22 protein-coding genes and 1 pseudogene are annotated in these 23,871 nt (G+C 59.7%); 6 read left to right on the plus strand and 17 right to left on the minus strand.

Going from position 1 to position 23,871, the window contains the following annotated elements:
- Nucleotides 1-178 precede the first annotated feature (178 nt).
- Nucleotides 179-808, plus strand: coding sequence for a response regulator (locus AAEZ06_RS07330; protein ID WP_502948026.1), 630 nt, complete (start codon nt 179-181; stop codon nt 806-808).
- Here AAEZ06_RS07330 and AAEZ06_RS07335 read toward each other — a convergent pair.
- The 11 genes from AAEZ06_RS07335 to ffh all read right to left on the minus strand — a co-directional run bounded on the left by AAEZ06_RS07335 (nt 805) and on the right by ffh (nt 14,209).
- Nucleotides 805-2,034, minus strand: a complete 1,230-nt coding sequence (locus tag AAEZ06_RS07335) for an EAL domain-containing response regulator (RefSeq protein ID WP_350613668.1) — start codon at nt 2,032-2,034, stop codon at nt 805-807. The genes AAEZ06_RS07330 and AAEZ06_RS07335 overlap by 4 nt on opposite strands.
- A gap of 73 nt (nt 2,035-2,107) precedes the next feature.
- Nucleotides 2,108-5,689 (minus strand): transporter substrate-binding domain-containing protein, encoded by a 3,582-nt coding sequence (locus AAEZ06_RS07340; protein WP_350613670.1) that lies wholly within the window; start codon nt 5,687-5,689, stop codon nt 2,108-2,110.
- A 109-nt stretch (nt 5,690-5,798) separates the two neighbouring features.
- On the minus strand, nt 5,799-7,208 hold the full coding sequence (gene thrC, locus AAEZ06_RS07345) for a threonine synthase (protein WP_350613672.1): 1,410 nt from the start codon (nt 7,206-7,208) through the stop codon (nt 5,799-5,801).
- Nucleotides 7,209-7,275: 67 nt separating this feature from the next.
- Nucleotides 7,276-8,580 (minus strand): homoserine dehydrogenase, encoded by a 1,305-nt coding sequence (locus AAEZ06_RS07350; protein ID WP_149412453.1) that lies wholly within the window; start codon nt 8,578-8,580, stop codon nt 7,276-7,278.
- Nucleotides 8,581-8,708: 128 nt separating this feature from the next.
- Nucleotides 8,709-9,440: a bifunctional protein-disulfide isomerase/oxidoreductase DsbC gene (dsbC, locus tag AAEZ06_RS07355; protein ID WP_350613674.1), complete on the minus strand. Its 732-nt coding sequence runs from the start codon at nt 9,438-9,440 to the stop codon at nt 8,709-8,711.
- 153 nt (nt 9,441-9,593) lie between these two features.
- On the minus strand, nt 9,594-10,490 hold the full coding sequence (gene xerD / locus AAEZ06_RS07360; protein ID WP_149412451.1) for a site-specific tyrosine recombinase XerD: 897 nt from the start codon (nt 10,488-10,490) through the stop codon (nt 9,594-9,596).
- Nucleotides 10,491-10,637: 147 nt separating this feature from the next.
- Nucleotides 10,638-10,988 (minus strand): 50S ribosomal protein L19, encoded by a 351-nt coding sequence (rplS, locus tag AAEZ06_RS07365; protein WP_063322826.1) that lies wholly within the window; start codon nt 10,986-10,988, stop codon nt 10,638-10,640.
- A 45-nt stretch (nt 10,989-11,033) separates the two neighbouring features.
- On the minus strand, nt 11,034-11,807 hold the full coding sequence (trmD, locus tag AAEZ06_RS07370) for a tRNA (guanosine(37)-N1)-methyltransferase TrmD (protein WP_178114431.1): 774 nt from the start codon (nt 11,805-11,807) through the stop codon (nt 11,034-11,036).
- The gene (gene rimM, locus AAEZ06_RS07375) at nt 11,789-12,325 is read right to left on the minus strand and encodes a ribosome maturation factor RimM (RefSeq protein WP_133102130.1); all 537 of its coding nucleotides are present in this window, start codon (nt 12,323-12,325) and stop codon (nt 11,789-11,791) included. The genes trmD and rimM overlap by 19 nt, the downstream gene beginning before the upstream one ends.
- Before the next feature lie 5 nt (nt 12,326-12,330).
- A complete protein-coding gene (gene rpsP, locus AAEZ06_RS07380) occupies nt 12,331-12,582 on the minus strand; it encodes a 30S ribosomal protein S16 (protein ID WP_025854836.1) in 252 nt (83 codons plus the stop codon).
- 250 nt (nt 12,583-12,832) lie between these two features.
- Complete coding sequence (gene ffh, locus AAEZ06_RS07385; RefSeq protein ID WP_149412449.1) at nt 12,833-14,209, minus strand: signal recognition particle protein; 1,377 nt, start codon at nt 14,207-14,209, stop codon at nt 12,833-12,835.
- Between the two features lie 219 nt (nt 14,210-14,428).
- Between ffh and AAEZ06_RS07390 the strand changes: the two genes are divergently transcribed.
- Both AAEZ06_RS07390 and AAEZ06_RS07395 read left to right on the plus strand, forming a co-directional pair.
- On the plus strand, nt 14,429-15,241 hold the full coding sequence (locus tag AAEZ06_RS07390) for a cytochrome C assembly family protein (protein WP_149412448.1): 813 nt from the start codon (nt 14,429-14,431) through the stop codon (nt 15,239-15,241).
- Between the two features lie 12 nt (nt 15,242-15,253).
- Nucleotides 15,254-16,501: a transporter associated domain-containing protein gene (locus AAEZ06_RS07395; RefSeq protein WP_149412447.1), complete on the plus strand. Its 1,248-nt coding sequence runs from the start codon at nt 15,254-15,256 to the stop codon at nt 16,499-16,501.
- A gap of 453 nt (nt 16,502-16,954) precedes the next feature.
- Here AAEZ06_RS07395 and AAEZ06_RS07400 read toward each other — a convergent pair.
- Nucleotides 16,955-17,062 (minus strand): annotated as a pseudogene (locus AAEZ06_RS07400) (outer membrane lipoprotein carrier protein LolA); the annotation flags it as partial.
- 702 nt (nt 17,063-17,764) lie between these two features.
- Here AAEZ06_RS07400 and AAEZ06_RS07405 point away from each other — a divergent pair.
- Nucleotides 17,765-19,075 (plus strand): MFS transporter, encoded by a 1,311-nt coding sequence (locus AAEZ06_RS07405; protein WP_149411602.1) that lies wholly within the window; start codon nt 17,765-17,767, stop codon nt 19,073-19,075.
- Nucleotides 19,076-19,181: 106 nt separating this feature from the next.
- On the opposite strand, the gene purT is transcribed toward AAEZ06_RS07405, so the two are convergent.
- From purT to AAEZ06_RS07430, 5 genes are all read right to left on the minus strand, one after another.
- The gene (purT, locus tag AAEZ06_RS07410; RefSeq protein ID WP_149411603.1) at nt 19,182-20,363 is read right to left on the minus strand and encodes a formate-dependent phosphoribosylglycinamide formyltransferase; all 1,182 of its coding nucleotides are present in this window, start codon (nt 20,361-20,363) and stop codon (nt 19,182-19,184) included.
- A gap of 68 nt (nt 20,364-20,431) precedes the next feature.
- A complete protein-coding gene (locus AAEZ06_RS07415; protein WP_149411604.1) occupies nt 20,432-20,899 on the minus strand; it encodes a VUT family protein in 468 nt (155 codons plus the stop codon).
- Between the two features lie 185 nt (nt 20,900-21,084).
- Nucleotides 21,085-21,300, minus strand: a complete 216-nt coding sequence (locus tag AAEZ06_RS07420) for a DUF1289 domain-containing protein (protein ID WP_149411605.1) — start codon at nt 21,298-21,300, stop codon at nt 21,085-21,087.
- Complete coding sequence (locus AAEZ06_RS07425) at nt 21,297-21,821, minus strand: gamma carbonic anhydrase family protein (RefSeq protein ID WP_350613681.1); 525 nt, start codon at nt 21,819-21,821, stop codon at nt 21,297-21,299. The genes AAEZ06_RS07420 and AAEZ06_RS07425 overlap by 4 nt, the downstream gene beginning before the upstream one ends.
- Before the next feature lie 37 nt (nt 21,822-21,858).
- A complete protein-coding gene (locus tag AAEZ06_RS07430; protein WP_133102120.1) occupies nt 21,859-22,461 on the minus strand; it encodes a CoA pyrophosphatase in 603 nt (200 codons plus the stop codon).
- Between the two features lie 147 nt (nt 22,462-22,608).
- On the opposite strand from AAEZ06_RS07430, the gene AAEZ06_RS07435 reads away from it, so the two are divergent.
- A complete protein-coding gene (locus AAEZ06_RS07435; protein WP_350613683.1) occupies nt 22,609-23,157 on the plus strand; it encodes an NUDIX hydrolase in 549 nt (182 codons plus the stop codon).
- 34 nt (nt 23,158-23,191) lie between these two features.
- Nucleotides 23,192-23,695 carry a L,D-transpeptidase family protein gene (locus tag AAEZ06_RS07440; protein ID WP_149411609.1) on the plus strand — a complete coding sequence of 168 codons (504 nt, stop codon included), beginning with the start codon at nt 23,192-23,194 and terminating at the stop codon, nt 23,693-23,695.
- Nucleotides 23,696-23,871 lie beyond the last annotated feature (176 nt).

Genomic DNA, 23,871 nt, shown 5'->3' on the forward strand with positions numbered 1-23,871 from the left:
TTAATAACCTGAAATCAGACGACTCTTGGGCCATTGACGTTATTGGCCAGACCTATAAAGGAGGGAAAGCGGCATTTTTTGAGCATCGCTGCGCACCGCCTTCAGCTCACTTCCCCGCTAACAGGCTAGAATCCCCGGATTATCCCGGGAGCCCGCCTTGAGAGCGTCTGAAAAGCCATTGCGCATCGTCCTCGCCGACGACCATCCGATTTTTCTCATCGGTTTGCGGGCGGTACTGGAGCACGACGAACGGCTGAGCATCGTCGGTGAAGCCAACTCCCCCCAAGCCCTTACCGAGCTGCTGCAACACTGCCCCTGCGATGTGCTGGTCACCGACTTCATGATGCCCGCCGAGCCCCAGGCAGATGGCTTGCGCCTGATTGAACAGCTACGTCGCCATTACCCGACCCTGCCCATCGTGGTGGTGACCATGCTCAATAACGCCGGGTTGTTTCACGCCATCCTGGAACTGGGCGTCATGGGCCTGCTGAGCAAGGCCAGCCTAGCGAATGAACTGCCTGAAGCGATCAGGCAGGCACGGCACCAACGACCCTATGTGGCACACACCATTCGTCAGGCGCTGAGCCTGGCAGGCCCTGATCGACTGTATTCCCAGGATCAACTGTCACCCCGTGAACTGGAAGTGATCCGCCTGCTGGCCGCCGGATTGACGGTGGGCGAAATCGCGGCGAACCTCCATCGCAGCAAACAGACCGTCAGTGCGCAAAAAGTCGGTGCCATGCGCAAGCTCGGACTGACCAGCGATGCAGCGCTGTTCATTTACGTGCAAGAACACGGTCTAACCTAGGCTGCAAACCCTGGGCACTGCGCGATCCATCTCTTTAGCGCTTGAGCGCACATGGGAGGAGCGATAAAGCAGCCTTGCAACCAGGCAGATCCCAACTCACACACGGCGTCACGGTCGGCAGCGGTTTCAATGCCGGTGACCACCACACCCACGCCCAGATGCCCAGCCATACCCATAGCTCCGGCGACCACCGCAGCTTTGCGTTCATCGCCCGCCATCCCGCAGGCGAAGGCAGGCGGGATTTTCAGTTCAGTGAAGGGCAGCTCCAGCAGGCGCTGCAAACTGGTGCCACCCACGCCGAAGTCACCGATGGACAGCTTGCAGCCGATCATCCGCAAGCGGAGCAAACCGGTGACATGGGCGCTGTCCGTCTTTAAACGAGAGGTTTCGACCAGTTCCAGGGTCAGGCTGTTGGCAGGTACGGCGTAGCGTTGCAACAACCCTTGCAGCATCTGGGGAAAATGTGGATGTTCCAGCATCCGGCCCGCCAGGTTGACCGCCACCGGCAGTACCTTGCCTGTCTCCCGTAATACCTGAGTGGCAATGCCTAGCGCCTCTTCCAGCATATGCCAGGTAAACGCCTCTTCCATGCCTGCAAACTCCAGCGCCGGAAGAAATTCCTCGGGCAACAGCAATTCACCCTCAGGCTGCTGCCACCGGGCCAGCGCCTCAACCCCTTGCAACTCTCCCGCCTGACTGACGATAGGCTGAAACCAGGCACTGGCGCAGCGCGCGATGGCGGCCTGACCGACATCCGGCGAGGGTGGCAGCGTCTCTACTTCACTCAAGCCCAGCAACTGACGCACCAGTTCCCAAGACATGACGGGTGGCCCTGGACGCAAGCGCTGCTGGCAAGCCGTCAACAATTGCCCGATCAACTTGGCCGACGCTGGCTTGGGAAAGCAACCCAGCACATTGAGCCCGACCTGGCGCGTCATGTTCGCGACGCCCTCCAGGACGTCCGGCTCGGCACTGCTCAACAGAATCAGCACTTGAGCCAGCTGGCGCTCGGCCAACTCACGGATTAGTTCCAGACCATCGCCCTGCTCCAGGTACAGATCGCAAATAGCGATGTCCACCGGCCCCTTGCTCTCCAGTGACTGGCGGGCGGCCTCGACACTTTCGGCCGTCAGCACGTTGAACACACCGTTGGCATTGAGCATCTGGTGCAGAGCCATCAGCTGGAACGGGTTATCTTCAAGGATCAGGACGTTAAGGGAGCGCATGGGAAACTCTACCGGGGGGACGCGAGACCGCCCAGACTAGCCAAAAACCCGGTGATACCCCATAGGACGAGTCTTATTTTCCCTCATCCAGATAAGGTTCAAGGTCACTGCGCAACTCAATCAGCGCTTGGCACAGCGTCAGCCATTGCGCCTCGATCTCGTCGCCACGCTGCTCTCGGACACAGGTTTCAAGCGCCACGCAGGCCTTAGCCAGCGGCAACGCATCCACCAGGCAACAAATGCCCTTGAGGCGATGCAGCGAGGCGGTCAGTCGCGCCAGGTCTTGATCCGCCAAGGCCGCGGCCATCACTTCCTGTTCGTGCTCAAGGCTCTTCGCCAGCTCCTGCAACATCCGCTGCAGGACCGGCCCGTCGGCCTGAGTCATGGTGCGCAGGGTATGAATATCAAAGGAGCGCAAAGGCGCCACGCGGGCGAGCACCTGGTTCCAGTGCTCCAGGGTGATGGGCTTGACCAGCAGCTCGTCCATTCCCGCCTCCTGGCAACGCTGCTGCTCGTCATCCAGGGCATTGGCCGTGCAGCCCACCAGCGCGCTGCGCGGTCTTTGCTCCTGCGCCTCAATCCGGCGGATGGCCTCGCTCAAGGCATAGCCGGACATGCCCGGCATGTTGCAATCGGTCACCAGCACGTCAAACACCTCGTTGCGCCAACGCTGCAAGGCCGCCTCGGCCGAATCAAGGGCCACCACCTGATGACCGAGAAACTGCAGCTGCTGAGCCAGCACCAGACGGTTGGCCGGCAGGTCATCCACGATCAGCACCGACAGGCTGCGGCCGGCAGCCGGCAACGGTACAACAGGCGCCGCCGGCACATCGTCACTGCTGACCCGGTCCAGGTACAGGTCGATGCACACCACTGTGCCCTCCCCCACGACACTTTTCAGGGTGATAGTGCCGCCCATCAACTCCACCAGTTGCTGGCAGATGCTCAAGCCCAGGCCCGTCCCGCCGTGTTCGGCCGCCGTCAGCGAGCTGACCTGGATAAACGGCTTGAACACCCGCGCCTGTTGCTCGATACCGATACCCGGCCCGCTGTCCTCGACACACAAGTGCAGGTAGTGGGCACCCACCTCATCCAGCTTGCAGGCGACACTGACGCGAACCTCTCCGCGCTCGGTAAATTTGAGCGCATTGCCCAACAGGTTATGCATCACCTGGCGCAGGCGAAGCGGGTCGAACCAGTAATACCCTTGCGCCGCCGGATCAAAGGCCAGGGTCAAGTGCAGGCCCTTTTTCTGGGCCATGGCTTCAAACAGCCGCTGAATACCTACGAAAAAGCCTTTCAGGTCGGTGGTTTGCGGCACCAGTTGTAAATGACCCGCTTCGATCTTGGCCAGATCCAGGCTGTCGCCCATCAGCGCGATCAGCTCCCGCGCCGAGCGATGGGCCACACGCAGCCCTTCGGACACGGGCTTGCCTTCGGCCAAGGCTCGCTCCTGTTCCAGCTCAAGCAAACCGATGATGGCGGTCATCGGTGTGCGAATCTCGTGGCTCAGGGTCGAGAGGAAGGCACTTTTCGCATAGTTCGCCTCATCGGCGGCCTGGCGTGCGTCCATCAACTGGTTTTCCAGGACCTTGCGCTCGTTGATGTCGATCCAGCCACCGAGCAAGCCCTGCAATTGGCCCTGAGCGTCAAAAAACGGCACCGTCCATTGATAGACGTGAAAGGTCCCACCGTTGAACTCCAGTTGCCGATCGACAAACAGCGACTGTTGCGTCGCCAGTTGCTCCATGTGACCGGCGTGCAGGCGCGCGGCTGTCGCCTCGGGCATCAGGCCGCTTTCCATCAGCGTCAGGCCTTGAATCTGTTCACGCCGGGTGGCCAGTTGCTGCTCATAGCTGGTGTTACAAGTCACCAAGCGGCCGGCCAGATCACGCACAAACACCGGGTTGGGCATGCCATCGAGCAGAGCGCTCTTGAAGGCCAACTGATCGTTGAGCCGATGCTCAGCCTCAAGCCGCTGGCGGATCTGGCGCTTGAGCCGGCTGTTCCAGGCCAGGGACACCAGCACAAAAAGGATCGCCATGGCGACCGTCCAATAAGCCCAAGGTGGCACACGCTGCCAGGCCGGCACAGGGATCGGCACGGCGCCCAGCCAGCGCAGGCGCAAAGCGCTCAACTCGGCTACGGGCAGCGCCTCCAGCGCCTTGTTCAAAATGCTCAGCAGCTCGGGTTGGTCCTTGCGCACCGACAGGCTGTTAACCGACCACTTGCCCTCGACACTGCGACCGACGCGCAACTCATCGGCCGGGTAACTCTGCACCTCCACTTCGCTCTGTATGGTCGCCGCCGCGTTACCCCGGATCACCAGCTCACGGGCCTGGGCATAGTTATCCACCGACCGCAGCTCAATCTCGGGATGCTCACGGCGAATGTAACTTTCCAGAACATGGCGTGCCGGCAGCGAAAGCACCTTGCCGGAAAGCTCGCTCAAACCGGTCAATGGCGGTGCGTCGACGCGCTGGATAAACACCCATCCGGAGCCACCAAAACCATGACTGAAATTGAGAAATCCCTTGCGCTCCTGACTCTCGACCAAGGTGGTGTTCATATCCGCCCTGCCCGTCTCCAGCAACGCCAGGGTTTGCGTGGTGGAAAACACTTCCTCCAGGACGAACTGCACGCCGGTCATGCGAGAAATCCGGTTGAGCAGGTCGACATTCAGGCCCACCCACTGGCCCTCCTTGTCCTTGAATACATACGGCGACAGTTGCTGGGACGCCACCACCACATGAGGATGCCGAAGCACCCACGCCCGCTCCGAGGCCGACAAGGCTATGCGTTCCGCCGCAATGCCGACGCCCAGACCGGTGGTCCAGCGCGCCAGTATTTCCCGCTGCACCGACTCATCGATACTCGACAGCGCCCGGTCCATCATCGTCCCCAATAGCGGGTCGGCCTCACGCGTGGCAAAGGCAAAGCCAATGGGCGCAAGCCTGCTCTCCACCTTGATCTGCAAGCCCAGGTAGGGACGCAGCGACTTGTAGGCCCGCACGATCACTTCGTTGCCGATAAACGCATCGGCATCGCCTTGCTTGAGCGCTTCAAGGCCACTGTAGAGATTGGGCGCCAGCATGATATGACTGGTGGGATACGCCCTATGGACGTTATTGACGTTGGCGTAGCCGTCGAGCAATACCACCCTCTTGTCCTTGAGGTCGTCGTTCTGGGTGGTGTCGTCCCGGCGCACGACCACCACCGAGCGATCCGGCATGTAGTCACGGGTAAATCGCAGCCCGGGCACGTCGCGCTCGTAGCCGTTGGCGCTGGTGAGAATATCGATAGCTCCGGTACGCAAGGCCTCTACCGCCTGTGCTCGTTCGGCGAAGCCCAGTACTTGCATCGGCGCATCGAGACGCGCACCGATCAGGCTCAGGTAATCGGCACTGATGCCCTGGTAGCGATTGTGGTCGCGGGTGATATCAATCGGCTGGTAGTCATCAATGGAGATGCCCACCTTCAAGGTCCGATGGGCCGCCATCCATTGCTGCTCGGCGGGGGTCAGGGGCAAAGGCTCCAGCGGGATAAACGCCGGCACCAGCTTGAAGGGCAGACTGACGGCGGCCAGGCTTGCAGGCCCATGGCCGAGCAACAGCACACACACCAGCCATACGTACCCTCGGGTCGATAAACACACCGTGTTGGTTCCTTGATTGTTCTTGTCAGTCGCCTACGCAAGTATGACTCGCCACAATGAAAAAGCCCGTCACGAAGACGGGCTTGATCAACCACGTAAAGCCTTGGGATCAGAGCGGCTTGCCACGATTACCATGCTGGCTGACAAACGCCTGCACTGCTTTCAGGTCATTAGCCAATACCGTGCAACGCTCCTCACGCTCAAACAGGTCCGCCAGGTGTGGCGGAAGTTCCAGCGCCTTGCCGATACCAGCCTTTTCCACCGCTTCCGGAAACTTGACCGGGTGGGCGGTGCCGAGGATCACCATCGGAATGTCCAGGCTGCGACGGCATTCCCGCGCGGCCTTGACGCCGATGGCGGTGTGCGGGTCCAGCAACTCGCCGGTCTGGGCGTAGACTTCGGCGATGGTTTCGCAGGTCTGGGCGTCGTCCACGGCCAGGGAGTCGAACAGCTTGCGGGTTTCGGTCCAGCGCTCTTGCTCGACGCTGAAGCCGCCACCTTGCTTGAAGCTGTCCATCAGGCCAGCCAGGGCCGCACCATTACGACCGTGCATGTCAAACAGCAGGCGTTCGAAGTTGGACGAAACCATGATGTCCATCGACGGCGACAGTGTGGCGTGCAGGGTTTCCTTGACGTACTGGTTGCCGCTCATGAAGCGGTGCAGGATGTCGTTGCGATTGGTGGCGACGATCAGTTGGTTGATCGGCAGGCCCATGTTGCGCGCCAGGTAGCCGGCAAAGATGTCGCCGAAGTTGCCGGTCGGCACCGAGAACGACACCGAACGCGCCGGGCCGCCCAACTGCAGGGCTGCATGGAAGTAGTAGACGATCTGGGCCATGATCCGCGCCCAGTTGATCGAGTTCACCGCCACCAGGCGCGTGCCCTTGAGGAAGCTCTGGTCAGCAAAGCTGGCCTTGACCATTTCCTGGCAGTCATCGAAGTTGCCTTCGATGGCGATGTTATGGATGTTGTCGCCGAAGAGCGTGGTCATCTGCCGGCGCTGCACTTCCGATACACGGTTGTGCGGATGCAGGATGAAGATGTCGACGTTTTCGCAGTGTTTGCAACCTTCGATGGCCGCCGAGCCGGTATCACCGGAGGTAGCACCAATGATCACCACGCGCTCGCCGCGCTTTTCCAGCACGTAGTCGAGCAGGCGACCCAGCAATTGCAGGGCGAAATCCTTGAACGCCAGGGTGGGGCCGTGGAACAACTCCAGGACCCATTCGTTACCATTCAGCTGACGCAATGGGGCGATGGCGCTGTGGGAAAACACGCCATACGTCTCTTCCAGAATCTTCTTGAAATCGGCATCCGGAATACTGCCGGTGACGAACGGGCGCATGACCCGAAACGCCAGCTCGTGGTACGGCAGGCCGGCCCAGGAGGCGATTTCTTCCTGGGTGAAGCGTGGCAGGTTTTCCGGCACGTACAGGCCGCCGTCAGTAGCCAAACCGGCCAGCAGGACGTCTTCAAAATTCAGGGCCGGTGCCTGGCCGCGGGTGCTGATGTAGCGCATGACTGGCTCCTCTAAAGCGTTCTCGAACAAGGGCCGCCGAACGCGCGGGGCCCTTGGAACAAAGCGGTTAGTTCAAGTGTTCGACGCGAATCCGCACCACCGACCCAACCACGCCCTGCAGGGCTTCCAGCGCGGTAATGGCATCGTTCATGTGCTGTTCCAGCACACGGTGGGTCAGCAGAATCATGGGCACCAGGCCGTCGTGTTCTTCGACTTCCTTCTGCATGATCGATTCAATGTTGATGCCGCGTTCCGACAAGATACTGGCCACTTGGGCCAACACGCCCGGATGGTCCTTGGCCTGGATGCGCAGGTAGTAGGAGCTTTCGCAGGCTTCGATCGGCAGGATCGGGTGAGCCGACAGCGAGTCAGGCTGGAAGGCCAGGTGCGGCACGCGGTTTTCCGGGTCGCTGGTCATGGCGCGAACCACGTCCACCAGGTCGGCGATCACCGACGAAGCCGTCGGCTCCATGCCGGCGCCGGCACCGTAGAACAAGGTCGAGCCGGCAGCGTCACCGTTGACCATCACGGCGTTCATCACGCCATTGACGTTGGCGATCAGGCGATCGGCCGGAATCAGCGTCGGGTGTACACGCAACTCGATACCGGCCGCAGTGCTGCGCGCTACCCCCAGGTGCTTGATGCGGTAGCCCAGGGCTTCGGCGTAGTTCACGTCAGCGGTGGTCAGCTTGGTGATGCCTTCGGTGTAGGCCTTGTCGAACTGCAGCGGGATACCAAAGGCGATGGACGCCAGGATGGTCAATTTGTGGGCGGCGTCGATGCCTTCGACGTCGAAGGTCGGATCGGCTTCGGCATAACCCAGTGCCTGGGCTTCGGCCAGCACGTCTTCGAAGGTACGGCCCTTCTCGCGCATTTCGGTAAGGATGAAGTTACCGGTGCCGTTGATGATCCCGGCGACCCAGTTGATGCGGTTAGCCGACAGGCCTTCACGGATGGCCTTGATCACCGGGATACCGCCAGCGACTGCTGCTTCGAAGGCCACGATCACACCCTTCTCGCGGGCCTTGGCGAAGATCTCGTTGCCGTGCACGGCGATCAGCGCCTTGTTGGCGGTGACCACGTGCTTACCGTTTTCGATGGCCTTGAGCACCAGTTCACGGGCAATGGTGTAACCGCCCACCAGCTCGATGACGATATCGATTTCTGGGTTGGTGGCGACTTCAAAGACATCGTTGGTAATCGCAATACCGGTCGTTTGGAACTGGGGCTTTGGCGTACGCATGGCAATTTGCGCCACTTCAATCCCACGCCCTGCACGGCGGGAAATTTCCTCGGCGTTACGCTGAAGTACGTTCAAGGTGCCGCCACCGACGGTCCCTAACCCACAGATGCCTACTTTGACCGGTTTCACTGAAGAACTCCCCATGAAACGGCCGACTCAAGGTCGGCCGTGAAAAACAGCCGCACAACTGCGGCTCTCTATTAATGCCCCGTCGATCTGTCGGCGGGGCATGATCGTCAAAGGCTCGACGATACTGTTTATTTTGCACCCAGCGCCAGTTTGGCGATTTGTGGTGCAGGCTGGTAGCCCGGAATGACCTGGCCGTCAGCCAAAACGATGGCCGGCGTACCGTTCACGCCAATGGACTGGCCCAGGGCAAACTGTTTGGAAACCGGGTTGGCGCACTTGGCGGACTTGATTTCCTTGCCGTCGACCATTTTGTCCATGGCCGCTTTCTTGTCAGCCGCACACCAGACCGCTTGCAACTGCTCATCGCCTGGCGAGCCTAGGCCCTGGCGCGGGAACGCTACGTAACGCACTTCCACACCCAGCTTGTTCAGCTCAGACACTTCGGCGTGCAGCTTGTGGCAGTACGGGCAGGTGGTGTCGGTAAAGACGGTGATGTGAGTCTTGGTCTCGCCGATGGCCGGGTAGACCACGGTTTCCGCTACCGGGATGGCGTTGATCAACTTGGACACACCCAGGCGCTCGGCTTTCTCGGTCAGGTTGACCGGCTTGCCGTCTTTCAACTGGAACAGGTAACCCTGGACGATGTATTGGCCGTCGCCACTGGCGTACAGCACGCGGCTGCCCTTGAGCTTGACTTCATACAGGCCAGCCATGGGGCTGGCGCTAATGCTTTCCACCGGGGTTTCGAGCTGGAGGCTTTCCAGACTCTTACGGATCGCCTTCTCGGCGGCGTCATCGGCGACGGCAAAGGTTGATACCAACGCAATGGCTGCGGCGGCAAAAATCTGGGTCAAACGCATGGGAACTCCTGAAGGCAGATGCAGGGACGGGAGCAAGAATACCGATCTAAAAACACGGGTTTGGGCCGTCCCCTTTGCGAACCGGCAAAGCCTACCACAGTTGGGCCGGGGGGCAGACTGTCGCAGGTAAATTGGTCTTTTTCGCAAGCTATTTCACCCGCGAGGATGGTGCTTGGCGTGCATATCCTGCAAGCGCGCCCGGGCCACATGGGTGTAGATCTGGGTTGTGGATAAATCGCTATGCCCCAGCAGCATCTGTACCACCCGCAAATCCGCGCCGTGGTTGAGCAAATGGGTAGCGAAAGCATGGCGCAAGGTGTGGGGCGACAACGACTTACTGATGCCGGCGACCTTGGCCTGATGCTTGATGCGATACCAGAAAGTCTGGCGGGTCATCTGCTCGCCACGCTGGCTTGGGAACAGCACATCACTGGGACGCCCACCGAGCAGTTCGCTGCGGGCATCGCGCATGTAGCGCTCGATCCACACGATGGCTTCTTCGCCCATGGGCACCAACCGCTCCTTGCTACCCTTGCCCATCACCCGCAGTACGCCCTGGCGCAAATTAACCTGCTCCAGGGTCAGGCTGATCAATTCGGTAACTCGCAGACCGCAGGCATACAGCACCTCCAGCATGGCTCGATCACGCTGGCCGATGGTTTCGCTCAGGTCGGGGGCCGCCAGCAGGGCTTCGACGTCAGCTTCTGATAGGGACTTGGGCAAAGGCCTACCCAGTTGCGGCATATCAACTTGCAGGGTTGGGTCGACGGCAATCAACTTTTCCCGCAACAAATAACGATAAAAGCCACGCACACCGGAGAGGAATCGCGCGGTGGAACGCGGCTTGTAGTTCTGTTCCAAGCGCCAGGACAGATGGTCGAGGATCAGCTCACGACCGGCATTGATCAACTCCAGGTTTTTCTCCTGCAGCCAGCCGTTGAACAAGGCCAGATCGCTGCGGTAGGCCTGACGGGTGTTGTCCGACAGGCCTTTTTCCAGCCAGAGGGCATCGAGGAAACGGTCTATCAGGGGATGATCAATGGCGGGCATGAGGGCTCGGTGGGGATTCATGTGATGTGGTAGATCCTATCGCGCCCAGCGTAGCAGTTGCCCGGATTTTTCCCCAAGGCTGGGTTCAAATCGCGGGCACAAAAAAGCAGCCCGAAGGCTGCTTTTTTCTGCATCGGGAAGCTGGACTTAAGCCAGTTTTTCCTTGATGCGAGCTGCTTTACCGGACAGGTCACGCAGGTAGTACAGCTTGGCTTTACGTACGTCACCGCGACGTTTAACGGCCATGCTGTCGATTTGCGGGCTGTAGGTCTGGAAAGTACGCTCTACGCCAACACCGTTGGAGATTTTACGAACAGTGAAAGCACTGTTCACACCACGGTTACGCTTGGCAATTACCACGCCTTCGAACGCTTGCAGACGCGAACGGTCGCCTTCCTTCACTTTCACCTGAACGACAACAGTGTCGCCCGGGGCAAAGGTAGGGATCTCTTTGGTCATCTGCTCTGCTTCGAGTGCAAGGATGATTTTGTTAGTCATGCTGTGCTCCTAAGGTAGATCGTCGGATCTACCATCGATACGTTGTTAACTATCGTCCCGCCCGAGGATGTATTCCTCGAGCAGCTTCTTCTCTTCTCCAGAAAGCGAGCGGCTTTCCAGAAGATCGGCGCGTCGTTCATAGGTCCGCCCGAGGGACTGCTGTAAACGCCAACGCCGGATGTGTGCGTGATTGCCACTTAGCAATACGTCGGGAACACGCTGATCCGCATACACCTCCGGTCGGGTGTAGTGCGGGCAATCCAGCAAACCATCCGTGAAGGAATCTTCCTCCGCGGAGTCCGCATGCCCTAAAGCTCCAGGCAGCAGTCGTGTAACCGCATCTATCAGGACCATCGCCGGCAGCTCGCCACCAGACAAGACATAGTCTCCAATCGACCACTCTTCATCGACATGAGCTTCAATAAAACGCTCGTCAATGCCTTCATAGCGACCGGCAATCAGGATTAAGCTTGCCTGATTCGCCAACTCGCGTACCGCCGACTGATTCAGCTGACGGCCTTGAGGGGACAGGTAAATTACCTTCGCCTTCTCCCCGGCTGCTGCCTTGGCCTGAACCAGAGCATCTTCCAGGGGCTTGATCTTCATCACCATGCCCGGACCACCGCCAAATGGGCGATCGTCCACAGTGTGATGTCGATCCGTCGTGTAGTCTCGCGGGTTCCAACAGGTGAGCTGCAAGAGCCCCTGTTTCACCGCCCGACTGGTGATGCCGTACTCGCTGATGGCGGAAAACATCTCGGGAAACAAACTGATCACTTCTACGCGCAAATTAGCCACGCTTAGAAGTCCGCGTCCCATTCCACCTTCATCTCGCCCGCTGCTAGGTCGACGCTCAACACGCATTGCTCGGTATAGGGCAACAGGCGTTCGCGATCATCCAGGCTGCCAGCGCAAGGCTTGACCACCACTACATCATTGGCGCCGGTTTCCAGAAGATGATCAATCTTCCCGAGCAATTGCCCGAGTTGGTCGATGACCTTCAGACCTTCCAGCTGGTACCAGTAGTACTCGCCGTCGGTCAATTCAGGGAACAGGTTGCGCGGCACACAGATCTCGTAACCGGCCAGAAGACGAGCTTCTTCACGATCATCAAGATCCTTGAGCTTTGCGACCAGGAACTTGTCGTTCCCACGTCCGCTGACCAGCTCAACCTGCTTAACGCTACCTTCGCGCTTGAGCGTCCAGGTTTTGTATTGCAACAGGTTTTCAGTCGGATCAGTAAAGGAGTACACCTTTACTTCGCCGCGAACGCCGTGAACAGAGTAAATCTTGCCGATAACGATCAAATCATCAGCAACAACAGGCGTCGCGTTCATATTGCTCAGGCCGCAGCCTTAGCCGAATCCTTCAGCAACTGAGCAACACGCTCAGAAGGCTGTGCACCAACGCTCAGCCAGTAGGCTACGCGCTCTTGGTTCACGGACAGACGGACTTCTTGACCACGAGCGATCGGGTTGAAGAAACCAACCTGTTCCTTGTGCGAACCGTCGCGCGGGTTGCGGCTGTCGGTTACGGTCAAGTGGTAAAACGGGCGCTTTTTAGAGCCGCCGAGGGCAAGACGGATTGTTAGCATGTGAAGATCGTTCCTGTAGTCGGTGCTGCAAAACTAAATGCACAGCGGGCATAGGTGCCCGAAAGGCCGCATATTCTAAGGAATATCCGGACTTTTGCAAATGTCTTTTTCTGGCGCCTAGTCGGCGTGCCATTCAGATCTGCAATGGAGCCGTCGTTAAAAACGGCCAGTCAGCTCCCGCACGTGCGGGTTTGCTGGAGATCCCACATCCCTGTGGGTCGGAGCAAGAGCAAGCTCTTGCGCGAATTCTTTACATTTTTGGCATGCCGCGACCAGGCATCATTCCGCCCATGCCGCGCATCATTTTGGCCATTCCGCCCTTGGCGGAGAATTTCTTCATCATCTTCTGCATCTGCTTGTGCTGCTTGATCAAGCGACCGATGTCCTGCACCTGGGTGCCGGAACCCATGGAGATCCGACGCTTGCGCGAACCGCTGATCAGCTCAGGGTCGCGGCGCTCGGCCGGGGTCATGGAATTGATGATGGCTTCCATCTGTTTAAATTGCTTCTCTGCCGCGCCCTGGGCGTTGCCCATTTGCGCCAGATTGACTCCACCGATATTCGGCAGCTTGTCCATGAGGCCGCCGAGGCCACCCATGTTCTTCATCTGTTGCAACTGATCGCGGAAGTCTTCGAGGTCGAAGCCCTTACCCTTCTTCAGTTTCTTGGCCAGTTTGTCGGCCTTGTCCTTGTCGAGGGTCTGTTCGGCCTGCTCGATCAGGCTGAGCACGTCGCCCATGCCGAGGATACGTGAGGCAATCCGCTCAGGGTGAAATGGTTCGAGCGCTTCGCTCTTCTCGCCCATACCGATGAACTTGATCGGTTTGCCGGTGATGGCACGCACCGACAGCGCGGCACCGCCACGGGCATCGCCGTCGACCTTGGTCAGGATCACGCCGGTCAGCGGCAGTGCATCACCGAAGGCCTTGGCGGTGTTGGCCGCGTCCTGGCCGGTCATGGCGTCGACCACGAACAGGGTTTCCACCGGGTTGATCGCGGCATGCAGCGCCTTGATCTCGCCCATCATCTCTTCATCAATGTGCAGGCGACCGGCGGTATCGACGATAACCACGTCGATGAATTTCAGCCTGGCTTCGTTAATAGCCGCCTGGGCGATATCAACCGGCTTCTGGCTTAGGTCGGACGGGAAGAAGGTCACGCCTACTTCGCCGGCGAGCATTTCCAGTTGCTTGATGGCTGCCGGACGGTAAACGTCGGCCGACACCAGCATCACCGTCTTTTTCTTGCGTTCTTTAAGGAAGCGCGCGAGTTTAGCGGCGGTGGTGGTTTTACCCGCACCTTGCAAACCGGCCATCAGCACAACGGCCGGTGGCACGGCACTGAGGTTCAAATCTTCGTTGGCCACGCCCATCAAGCTTTCGAGCTCGGCCTGGACGACCTTCACAAAGGCCTGGCCCGGCGTCAGGCTGCGGGACACTTCAGTGCCGACCGCACGTTCCTTGACTGCGTTGACGAAGTCCTTGACCACAGGCAAGGCGACGTCGGCTTCCAGCAACGCCATGCGTACTTCACGCAGGGTGTCTTTAATATTGTCTTCGGTCAGCTTGGCCTTGCCGGTGACATGGCGCAGCGTCTGCGAGAGACGGTCAGTCAAGTTTTCAAACATGCGCGATCCTTTCAGGCCCTATGGTAGACCGAGGTAATGGCGGCCCAGGCTGTGATAAATCGCTATTAAAAACAGCGCTAGGCGAGCCTGCGGCGTGGGCAGGTCGCGGATTATAGCGAAGACTGTCGTCATGCACACCCGCTGTCTGGCCCAGGAGCCTTTCGTGGAACGCAGGTGTATGCCAAACTCGGCGTCTTTCGGGCTTGCCTAACAGGATTTATGCTCCCCTTGTCACCCAGTTTACTACCCAGTCTCGCCGCCGCTATCTTGTATGCCGCTGCGACCATCTATCAGGGCACTCGTCTGGCCCAAGGCTCCAAGGCAGACAAACGCCTGCTCGTAGGCCTTGGCGTCCTCGCCCTGCTGGCCCACGCTGCCAGCCTGTTCACCCACCTGCTGACGCCGGTTGGCCTGGGCCTGGATTTTTTCAGTGCCGCCAGTCTGATCGGCGCCGCAGTGATCGGCCTGACCCTGTTGGCCTGCGCGCGGATACCGGTGGAAAACCTGCTGTTGCTGCTCTTTCCCCTGGGGATGTTGACGGTGCTGCTGGCTCAGTTCGCCCCCACCGGCACGGTGCAGGTGATCGACGAGGAGCCGGGTATCCTCGCGCATATCCTGCTGTCGATCCTCGCCTACGGCATGTTCACCATTGCAGTGTTCCAGGCCTTGTTGCTGCTGTTGCAGGATCACCAACTCAAGCACAAGAACCCTTCCGGGCTGATCAAGAACTTCCCGCCGCTGCAAACCATGGAAAGCCTGCTGTTCGGCTTCCTTTGGGCCGGCTGGACCTTGCTGTCACTGTCACTGATCTCCGGCTGGCTGTTCGTCGAAAACCTGTTTGCCCAGCATCTGGTGCACAAAACCCTACTGGCGTGCCTGGCCTGGGTGGTGTTCAGCGTGCTGCTGTGGGGCCGCAACCGCCTCGGCTGGCGCGGGCACAAGGCGATCCGCTGGACCCTGGCCGGTTTCTGCCTGCTGATGCTGGCGTATTTCGGCAGCAAGCTGGTCCGCGAATTCATCCTGCATATCTGACGGGCAGCCAACATGGACAACTTGCCCCTAGGGCCGATGCTCGCGGTAGTGACCCTGCTGATTTTATGGTCGGCGCTGTTTACCGCCATCGAGGCCGCGCAACACCACTTGCTGGCCCAGCGCCCCGGCACTCGCCAGGGTGACAAGGCCGCAGCCCGGCTGAACTTCCCGCGCAACAGCCTGATTCTCTGCAATACCCTGTGCCGCACCGTGATGGTGATCCTCTGTACCCTGTTGGCGATCTATGCCTGGGCCGATAACGGCCCCTGGCTCGGCTGGCTGATCTCCAGCGCCGCGTTGCTGGTGCTGGCCGACTACTTGCCTCGCGCCCTGGCCACCCGTTATCCGCAAGCGGTGCTGGGTTTTGGCAATACGCTGTTGGGCGTGCCGCTGAAAATCCTCTATCCACTGGCCTGGCTGCTCAACGGCGTCAGCCTGTTGCTGCTCAAGCCCTTCGCTCGCAAGTCTGGCGTAGTCAAGAAAAGCGACGAGCCACAACCAGATAACGATGACGAGCAGGAACCGCAAGTACCCAATGGCCGTACGCCGGGCCTTTCGGGCATCCACGCGCTGGACAGCATCACAGTCAATGACATCCTTGTGCCCCGCAGTGAAGTGGACGGCATCAACCTGGATGACCCCATCGAAGACATCATCGAACAGCTGCGCAGCTCCCAGCGCACCCGGCTGCCGATATTCCACAGCGACATCAATCAGGTCGAGGCGGTGCTCAACACCCGCCAGATCCAGCACCTGCTGCCGGACGCCAGCCTGACCAAGGAGGCGTTGCTGGCCGCTTGTCATGAGCCCTACTTCGTCCCGGAAAGCACGCCCCTGCAACTGCAACTGCTGAATTTCCACAAACAGCAGCGCCGCCTGGGCATGGTGGTGGACGAATACGGCGAAGTGCTGGGGATTGTCACCCTGGAAGATATTCTTGAAGAAATCGTCGGCGAATTCGAAAGCGAGCACAGTGTGGATAACCCGCACATCCAGCCACAGCTGGACGGCCGCTACGTGATCGACGGCGCCGCCTCGATCCGCGAATTGAACAAAAGCCTGGGCTGGCACCTGCCCAGCGACGGGCCGAAGACCCTCAGTGGGCTGGTGACTGAAGCGCTGGAGACCATTCCTGATTGCTCGGTATGCCTGAAAATTGGCCGCTATCGCCTGGAAACCCTGGAGACCGAGGACAACCGGGTGAGCAAGGTACTGATCTGGCATACCGGCTTGGTGCCGATGGCGGCTTCACTTCCCTGAAGAAACGCGGTCGATGTGGGAGTTGGCTTGCCTGCGATAGCCATAGGTATCGACACATCTGTTGAGGTTGCTGATGGCTGGGTTCTAGGGGGGCTATTGAGTACATATCCGTTGTTGCGGTAACGGCTGCTGGCGGTTTCGCTCTTACAGCGACTCACTTTCGAAAAGCCGGAATGCCGGCCCAGACGAAAGTAAGCAAAGCGCTCCTGCCCTACCTATCGGCGCCTCGCTGTGGCTCAGGGTGCCCTCAACTCCGGCATTGCTCCGTGGGTCGCCGCGATGGGCCATCCCTGGCCCAGCGCGGCTAAACCGGCATCCTTGCCGCTTTAGCCACTGCGCAATACCTACGTTCGGCCTCTAGTTTTATGGGCAGGCAGATCAAGAGCCAGATCAAAAACAGAGCAACGCCAGTACCAATCCGCTTTTCTGTAGGAGCGAGGGGGACGCCTAGTTCTTGCTCGCGAAGAACCTGAGGGCACCGCGGTGATTCAGGATGCCAGCGTCATCGTTAACGACCATCGCGAGCAAGCTCGCTCCTACAGTGGGCAGTGGGCAGTAAATCCGCTTTTGCTTTTCACCACTCAGGTCGGCTACCAGGCCGCCGTGCTTTTGCTTTTGATCTAAGGCGCCCCATTAACCACGATGGCTGAACGCAGGTATTGATACGTGGGTAAACCGGCAGGACGCCGGTTTAGCCGCGCTGGGCCAAGGATGGCCCATCGCGGCGGCCCACGGAGCAATGCCGGAGTGAAGGCATGCCGAGCCTAAGCGAGGCACCAAGTGGTGGGGCAAGAGCGCTTTGGTTACTTTCGTCTGGGCCGGCATTCCGGCTTTTCGAAAGTGACACGCCGTAAGGGCGTAACCCTAATCCGCCCTGACCAAAATAACGGATCTGCACCCCATCCTCTGTCCACAACAATGTGTAGATACCCACACGGCAATAGCGGAGTGCCAGTCCCAAAGATGTGAGCTGACAGACCACCATCGCAGGCAAGCCAGCCCCCACATTAGATCTGCTTAACCTTCCAGACCGCACTTCAGCGCTTGTTTACGCCGCACCCCCCTTCCTATAATCGAACCGGCTTACCCAAGCCCCAGCCCGACCGCGTGCTACCCGCACTCAACGCGTCCGAGCACTGCATTATCGTGTCTGACCGATGCTTGCTCCCATCCCGAGCCGCGGCCGCGCACTGCCCTGATCCATGGGTGCAATACCAATAATAATCCGCGTCAAAACGCGCAATGACCGTCAGGGATACCTCAATGAGCACCACCTATAACGAGGCGGCGACCGCCGCCCCGACCAACTCGACCGCCCGAGTCGCTACCGCGAGTATCGTCGGCACTGCCATCGAGTTCTACGACTTCTATATCTATGCCACCGCCGCTGCGCTGGTGATCGGCCCGGTATTCTTCCCGCAGACGTCCGGCACGGCGCAGATGCTTGCGTCATTTCTGACCTTCGGCATTGCCTTTATCGCCCGGCCATTGGGTTCGGCGCTGTTCGGCCACTTTGGTGATCGCATTGGCCGCAAGTCGACGCTGGTCGCTTCCTTGCTGTTGATGGGGGTTTGCACCACGCTGATCGGCTTGTTGCCCGGCTACGACTCCATCGGCGCCTGGGCACCGATACTGCTCTGCGTGCTGCGTTTCGGTCAGGGCCTGGGGCTTGGCGGGGAATGGGGTGGGGCGGCACTGCTGGCCACCGAGAATGCACCGAAGGGCAAACGCGCCTGGTTCGGCATGTTCCCGCAACTGGGGCCCTCCATTGGTTTCCTGGCGGCCAACGGCTTGTTCCTGATCCTGGCCATGAACCTGAACGACGAGCAGTTCCGCAGCTGGGGCTGGCGTATTCCGTTCCTGCTCAGCGCGGCGCTGGTCATGGTTGGCCTGTATGCGCGCCTGAAACTGCATGAAACGCCGGTCTTCGCCAACGCCGTGGCCAAAGAGGCGCCGGTAAAAATGCCGCTGGTGGAACTGTTCAGCCAACACGGGATGCCGGTATTTCTGGGCGCTGCGTCGATGGTGGTGTGTTATGCGCTGTTCTACATCACTACGGCGTTTTCCCTGAGTTACGGTGTAACCACGCTGGGTTACAGCCGCGAAACCTTCCTCGGCCTGCTGTGCTTTGCCGTGCTGTTCATGGGCGCGGCGACCCCACTGGCCGCCTGGGCCAGTGACCGTTATGGGCGCAAGCCGGTACTGATCGTCGGCGCAGTGCTGACCATCCTGTCGGGCTTCACCATGGAACCCCTGCTGACTCACGGCTCAACCTGGGCCGTGGCGCTGTTTCTGTGCCTGGAGCTGTTTCTGATGGGTGTGACTTTCGCACCGATGGGGGCAATGTTGCCGGAACTGTTTCCGACCCGAGTGCGTTATACCGGTGCTTCGGCGGCATATAACCTGGGAGGGATTGTCGGTGCTTCGGCGGCACCGTTCTTCGCCCAGAAGCTGGTAGCAATGGGTGGCTTGAGCTATGTCGGCGGGTATGTGTCGGCAGCGGCGGTGATCAGCTTGATTGCTGTGCTGTGCCTGAAGGAGACGCGCAATAACGATTTAAATCGGGTCGGCTAATAGATCGTTATCGCGGGCAAGCCCGCTCCCACACTTTGATCGCTGCCCTACATGGCAATGCGGTCAAATGTGGGAGCCGGGCTTGCCCGCGATGGGTGCGCCGCAGTTACAGCTCTACAACAACAGCCTGTGACGCTCGGGTCGCCTTGGCCCGAGCAGCCTCGATCGACTCATCCCGCGCCAACGCCACACCCATGCGACGCTGACCATTAACCTCTGGTTTGCCGAACAGACGCAGCGCGGTATCCGGCTCACTCAGCGCAGCACCCAGGTTGGAGAATGCCGTCTGGGTCGACTGCCCTTCCACCAGAATCACCGCCGAAGCCGAAGGCCCAAACTGACGAATCAACGGGATCGGCAAGCCGAGGATTGCCCGCGCATGCAGGGCAAACTGCGACAAGTCCTGGGAAATCAACGTCACCAAGCCGGTGTCGTGCGGGCGCGGTGACACTTCGCTGAACCACACCTGATCACCCTTGATGAACAACTCAACACCAAACAGACCACGTCCACCCAAGGCGTCAGTGACGGCTTTAGCGACACGCTCGGATTCGGCCAGGGCAATCGGGCTCATGGCCTGGGGCTGCCAGGATTCCTGGTAATCGCCCTTCTCCTGGCGGTGACCAACTGGCGCACAGAAGGTGGTGCCGCCGACGTGACGCACGGTCAGCAGGGTAATTTCGTAGTCGAAGTCGATAAAGCCTTCGATGATCACCCGACCTTTGCCGGCACGGCCACCTTCCTGGGCGTAGTCCCAGGCTTTGTGCACGTCATCGGCACTGCGCAGCAGGCTCTGGCCTTTACCCGACGAACTCATCACCGGCTTCACCACGCATGGGAAGCCGAGGTCTTCGACGGCCTTGCGGTAGTCTTCTACAGTGTCAGCAAAGTGGTAAGGCGAAGTCGGCAGGTCCAGTTCTTCAGCGGCCAGGCGACGGATACCTTCACGGTTCATGGTCAGCAGCGCCGCACGTGCGGTGGGGATCACGGTGAAGCCTTCAGCTTCCAGTTCCACCAGGGTGGCGGTGGCGATGGCCTCGATTTCCGGCACGATGAAATGCGGCTTTTCCGCTTCGATCACTGCGCGCAGGGCCGCGCCGTCGAGCATATTGATGACGTGGCTGCGATGGGCAACCTGCATCGCCGGCGCATTGGCGTAGCGATCCACGGCAATCACTTCAACGCCCAGGCGTTGCAGTTCGATTACCACTTCCTTGCCCAGCTCACCGCAGCCACACAGCAAAACGCGGGTCGCGGTTGGCGACAATGGAGTTCCGATTCGGGTCATCTCAGGTCCTCAGGGGAGCGGATCATGGGGGAAAGGCCGGCATTTTACATGAACTGTAAAGATTGGCCTCAGTTGGCGATGCGCTGGCGGCGCAAGCGCCAGGCCATGGCCAGCCAGACTACGGTCACTCCGGCAAATTTCGAGGCCAGAGCGGTCCCCACCACGGCGGGCGTCAGCGCGCCGATCAGGCCGAAAAAGATAAAGGTATCGAGGGGAATGCTCAGCGCCGAACTTATCCACAGGCGATCGTGGAGCGGGCGCTTGGTGATGCTGAACACCAGCCAGTCGATGCACTCGGACACCGCGAACGCCGTGGCACTGGCCAGGGCGATGGACGGATCGGAAGTGATGTAAGACAGCACCAACGCCGCCAGCATGGCGATGATCGCGCCGTGACCGAAACGGGTTTGCACCATGTCGCGCAGGACAAACACCAACCCGCCCCAGGCGGACCAGATGACGTCCAGGTGGGGAGCGGTGGAAAAGGCGTAGTTGATCAGCACGACGCTGCTGATATAGGCGATCAGGAAGAGCATGGGGCGAGAGACCTGTGGACAAGGCGACAGGGTACTGCACAACGAAGCAATGTGGCGAGGGAGCTTGCCCGCGTTGGGCCGCGAAGCGGCCATAAAACCAATCACTGCGGTCTTTCTGATAGATCACAGCGACCGGCCAGGGAGTGCTGCGCACTCCAACGCGGGCAAGCCCGCTCGCCACAAGATCAGGCGCCAGATTTTCCAGGAATCATCCACACCAACCCACTCACCTTCGCCCGCTCGTGACACAACCCCAGCACCACCCGCCGCGCGGCATTGTCCATGCGGCTCCAGCGGGTGATTTCGTCCACGGTACGCTGGCAGCCGGTGCAGATATCATCGTTATCCAGCGCACAAATATTCACACAGGGCGAGGCCACCGGTCGTTCAGGGGCGTTCATTCTTCTTGCTCGACCAGATCACGGGCATAACGCTGAGCGTTATGCACATAGTGCGCAGCGCTGGCTTCAAGCATCTTCTTCTGCGCCTCGGTCAGTTCCCGCACTACTTTGCCGGGCGAGCCCATCACCAGCGAGCCATCGGGAATTTCCTTGCCTTCGCCGATCAGCGAATTGGCGCCGATGATGCAATTTTTGCCGATCTTCGCCCCGTTGAGAATCACCGCATTAATGCCGATCAGGCTGTAATCGCCGACGGTACAGCCGTGCAGCATGGCGTTATGGCCGATGGTCACGCCGGTGCCCAGGGTCAGCGGGTAGCCCATGTCGGTGTGCATTACCGTGCCGTCCTGGACGTTGCTGTTCTTGCCGATCAGGATCAATTCGTTATCACCGCGCAACACCGCGTTGAACCAGACGTTGGCACCCTCTTCCAGCTTGACCTTGCCCACCAGCGTGGCATTGGGGGCCACCCAGCTTTGGGGATGGGTCTCGACGTGGGCGTCGCCCAGGCGGTATTTCATGGTGTGGTCCTCAAGGCTTGCCATACGAAACGATGGCTTAGGTATTGATGAAGCTTTTCGGTGGACGATGCAGGCTGATGTCGGCATCGTCATAGATCAGGTTGATCAGCTCGACGATCATGATCGCCGTAAGGCCCCAGATCTTGTATTCGCCAAAACGATAACTGGGCACGTACCAACTGCGGCCCTGGTAATCGATGCGGTGGGTGTGTTCGCGTGGGTCCTGGCGGAAGAACTCCAGGGGCACGCTGAACACGGCAGCAATCTCGGCGTCGTTGGCCAGGTACTCGACGTAATCGGGGATGACCCCGACATAAGGCGTGACGCGGATACCGTGCAGGGAGATCAAGGGACTCAAGGGGCCGATCACTTCCACCAGTCCCGGTGGCAGGCCGATTTCTTCTTCGGCCTCACGCAGGGCGGTGAACACCAGGTCCGGGTCTTCCGGGTCGCGGCGGCCGCCGGGAAAAGCCACTTCGCCACCGTGGGTCGACAGGCCGCTGGCCCGCAGGGTCAGGATCAGTTCGGGTTCGTCACTGCGGGTAATCGGCACCAGCACCGCGGCTTCCGGGAAACGAGCGTCGGTCTCCAGCGTGCGTGGCGTATGATTGCTTACCCGGCGAAGTAGCTCGTCCAGCATGAGTCATCTCGATCTGTTGGCTACCTTGCATCATGCACCAAAGCGTGCGGGCGCCCAACCCCAAAACCTGGACCGTGTCGCTAAACGACAACTTGCAGGCAGGCACGCCGCCACGCCAAGATAGGCGCACTCTCCAGGAACCCCAGCATGAACTTCTGCAGCCAGTGCGGTAAACCGGTCACCCAGCGCATTCCCGAAGGCGACGCGCGCCTGCGTTATGTCTGTGATCACTGTCAGACCATTCACTATCAGAACCCCAATATCGTCGCCGGCACCGTGCCGGTCTGGGGCGATCAGGTGCTGCTGTGCCGTCGCGCCATCGAACCGCGCCAGGGCTATTGGACGCTGCCCGCTGGGTTTATGGAAAACGGCGAGACCGTCGAACAGGCGGCCATGCGCGAAACCATGGAAGAAGCCTGTGCCAAGGTGCGCAACCTGAGCATCTACACGCTGATCGACGTGCCGCACATCAGCCAGGTGCATATTTTCTATCGCGCCGAGCTGATCGACCTGGACTTCTGCGCAGGGCCCGAAAGCCTGGAAGTGAAGCTTTTCAATGAAGCCGACATCCCTTGGTCCGAGCTGGCTTTCCGCACGGTGGGGCGTACCTTAGAATGCTTTTTCGCCGACCGTCGGCTACAGCTGTTCCCGGTGCGCAGCGAGTCCGTGCCGCCACTGGCCCAGTTGGCAAAATAACAATCCAGGCAGCACCTGAAGGGATACCGTTTTAATGCGTTGGTTGCTTGCTCTGCTCTGCCTGTCGTTCGCCACGCTGTCGTCAGCCTCCACCCTGGAAACCCTGGGCGGCAAACCTGTCGAGAAAATCCTGGTCCTCAAGTCCGCCCATCAGTTGCAGTTGATCAACGACGGCAAGCCCCTTAAGACCTACCGCATTTCACTGGGCAAAAACCCCAAGGGCCACAAGCTCGTGGAAGGCGACCGCAAGACCCCGGAAGGCCTCTATTGGATCGACTGGCGCAAGACCAGCGACCGTTTCAACCTGTCCATGCACATCTCCTACCCGAACATCAGCGACGCCGCCCGCTCGCGCCGTGAAGGTGTGCGGGCGGGCAGCATGATCATGATCCACGGCACCCCCGACGCCGAGGATTACCCCGAGGAGTGGTTCCACACTCTGGACTGGACCGACGGCTGCATCGGTATGCGCAATGTCGACATGCGCGAAGTCTGGAACCTGGTCAAGGACGGCACGATGATCGAGATTCGTCCGTAGTTTTCAACCGTCCGTAAAATAAATCCAAATAAATTTCTGCCCTCGGCAGCGCCTGCCGGTGAATACCATTTCACCCCCGCAGGCTGCGCACTTCTGCGCCAAATAAAGACCTCTCTAATACCACTTGCTCAAGCGCACTATAAAGGCGCCCGTAAACACTTGCCCGCACCATTTAG

Origin of the sequence: Pseudomonas sp. HY7a-MNA-CIBAN-0227 (assembly GCF_040310325.1) — a bacterium.
In the GTDB taxonomy this organism is placed as follows: Bacteria; Pseudomonadota; Gammaproteobacteria; order Pseudomonadales; family Pseudomonadaceae; genus Aquipseudomonas.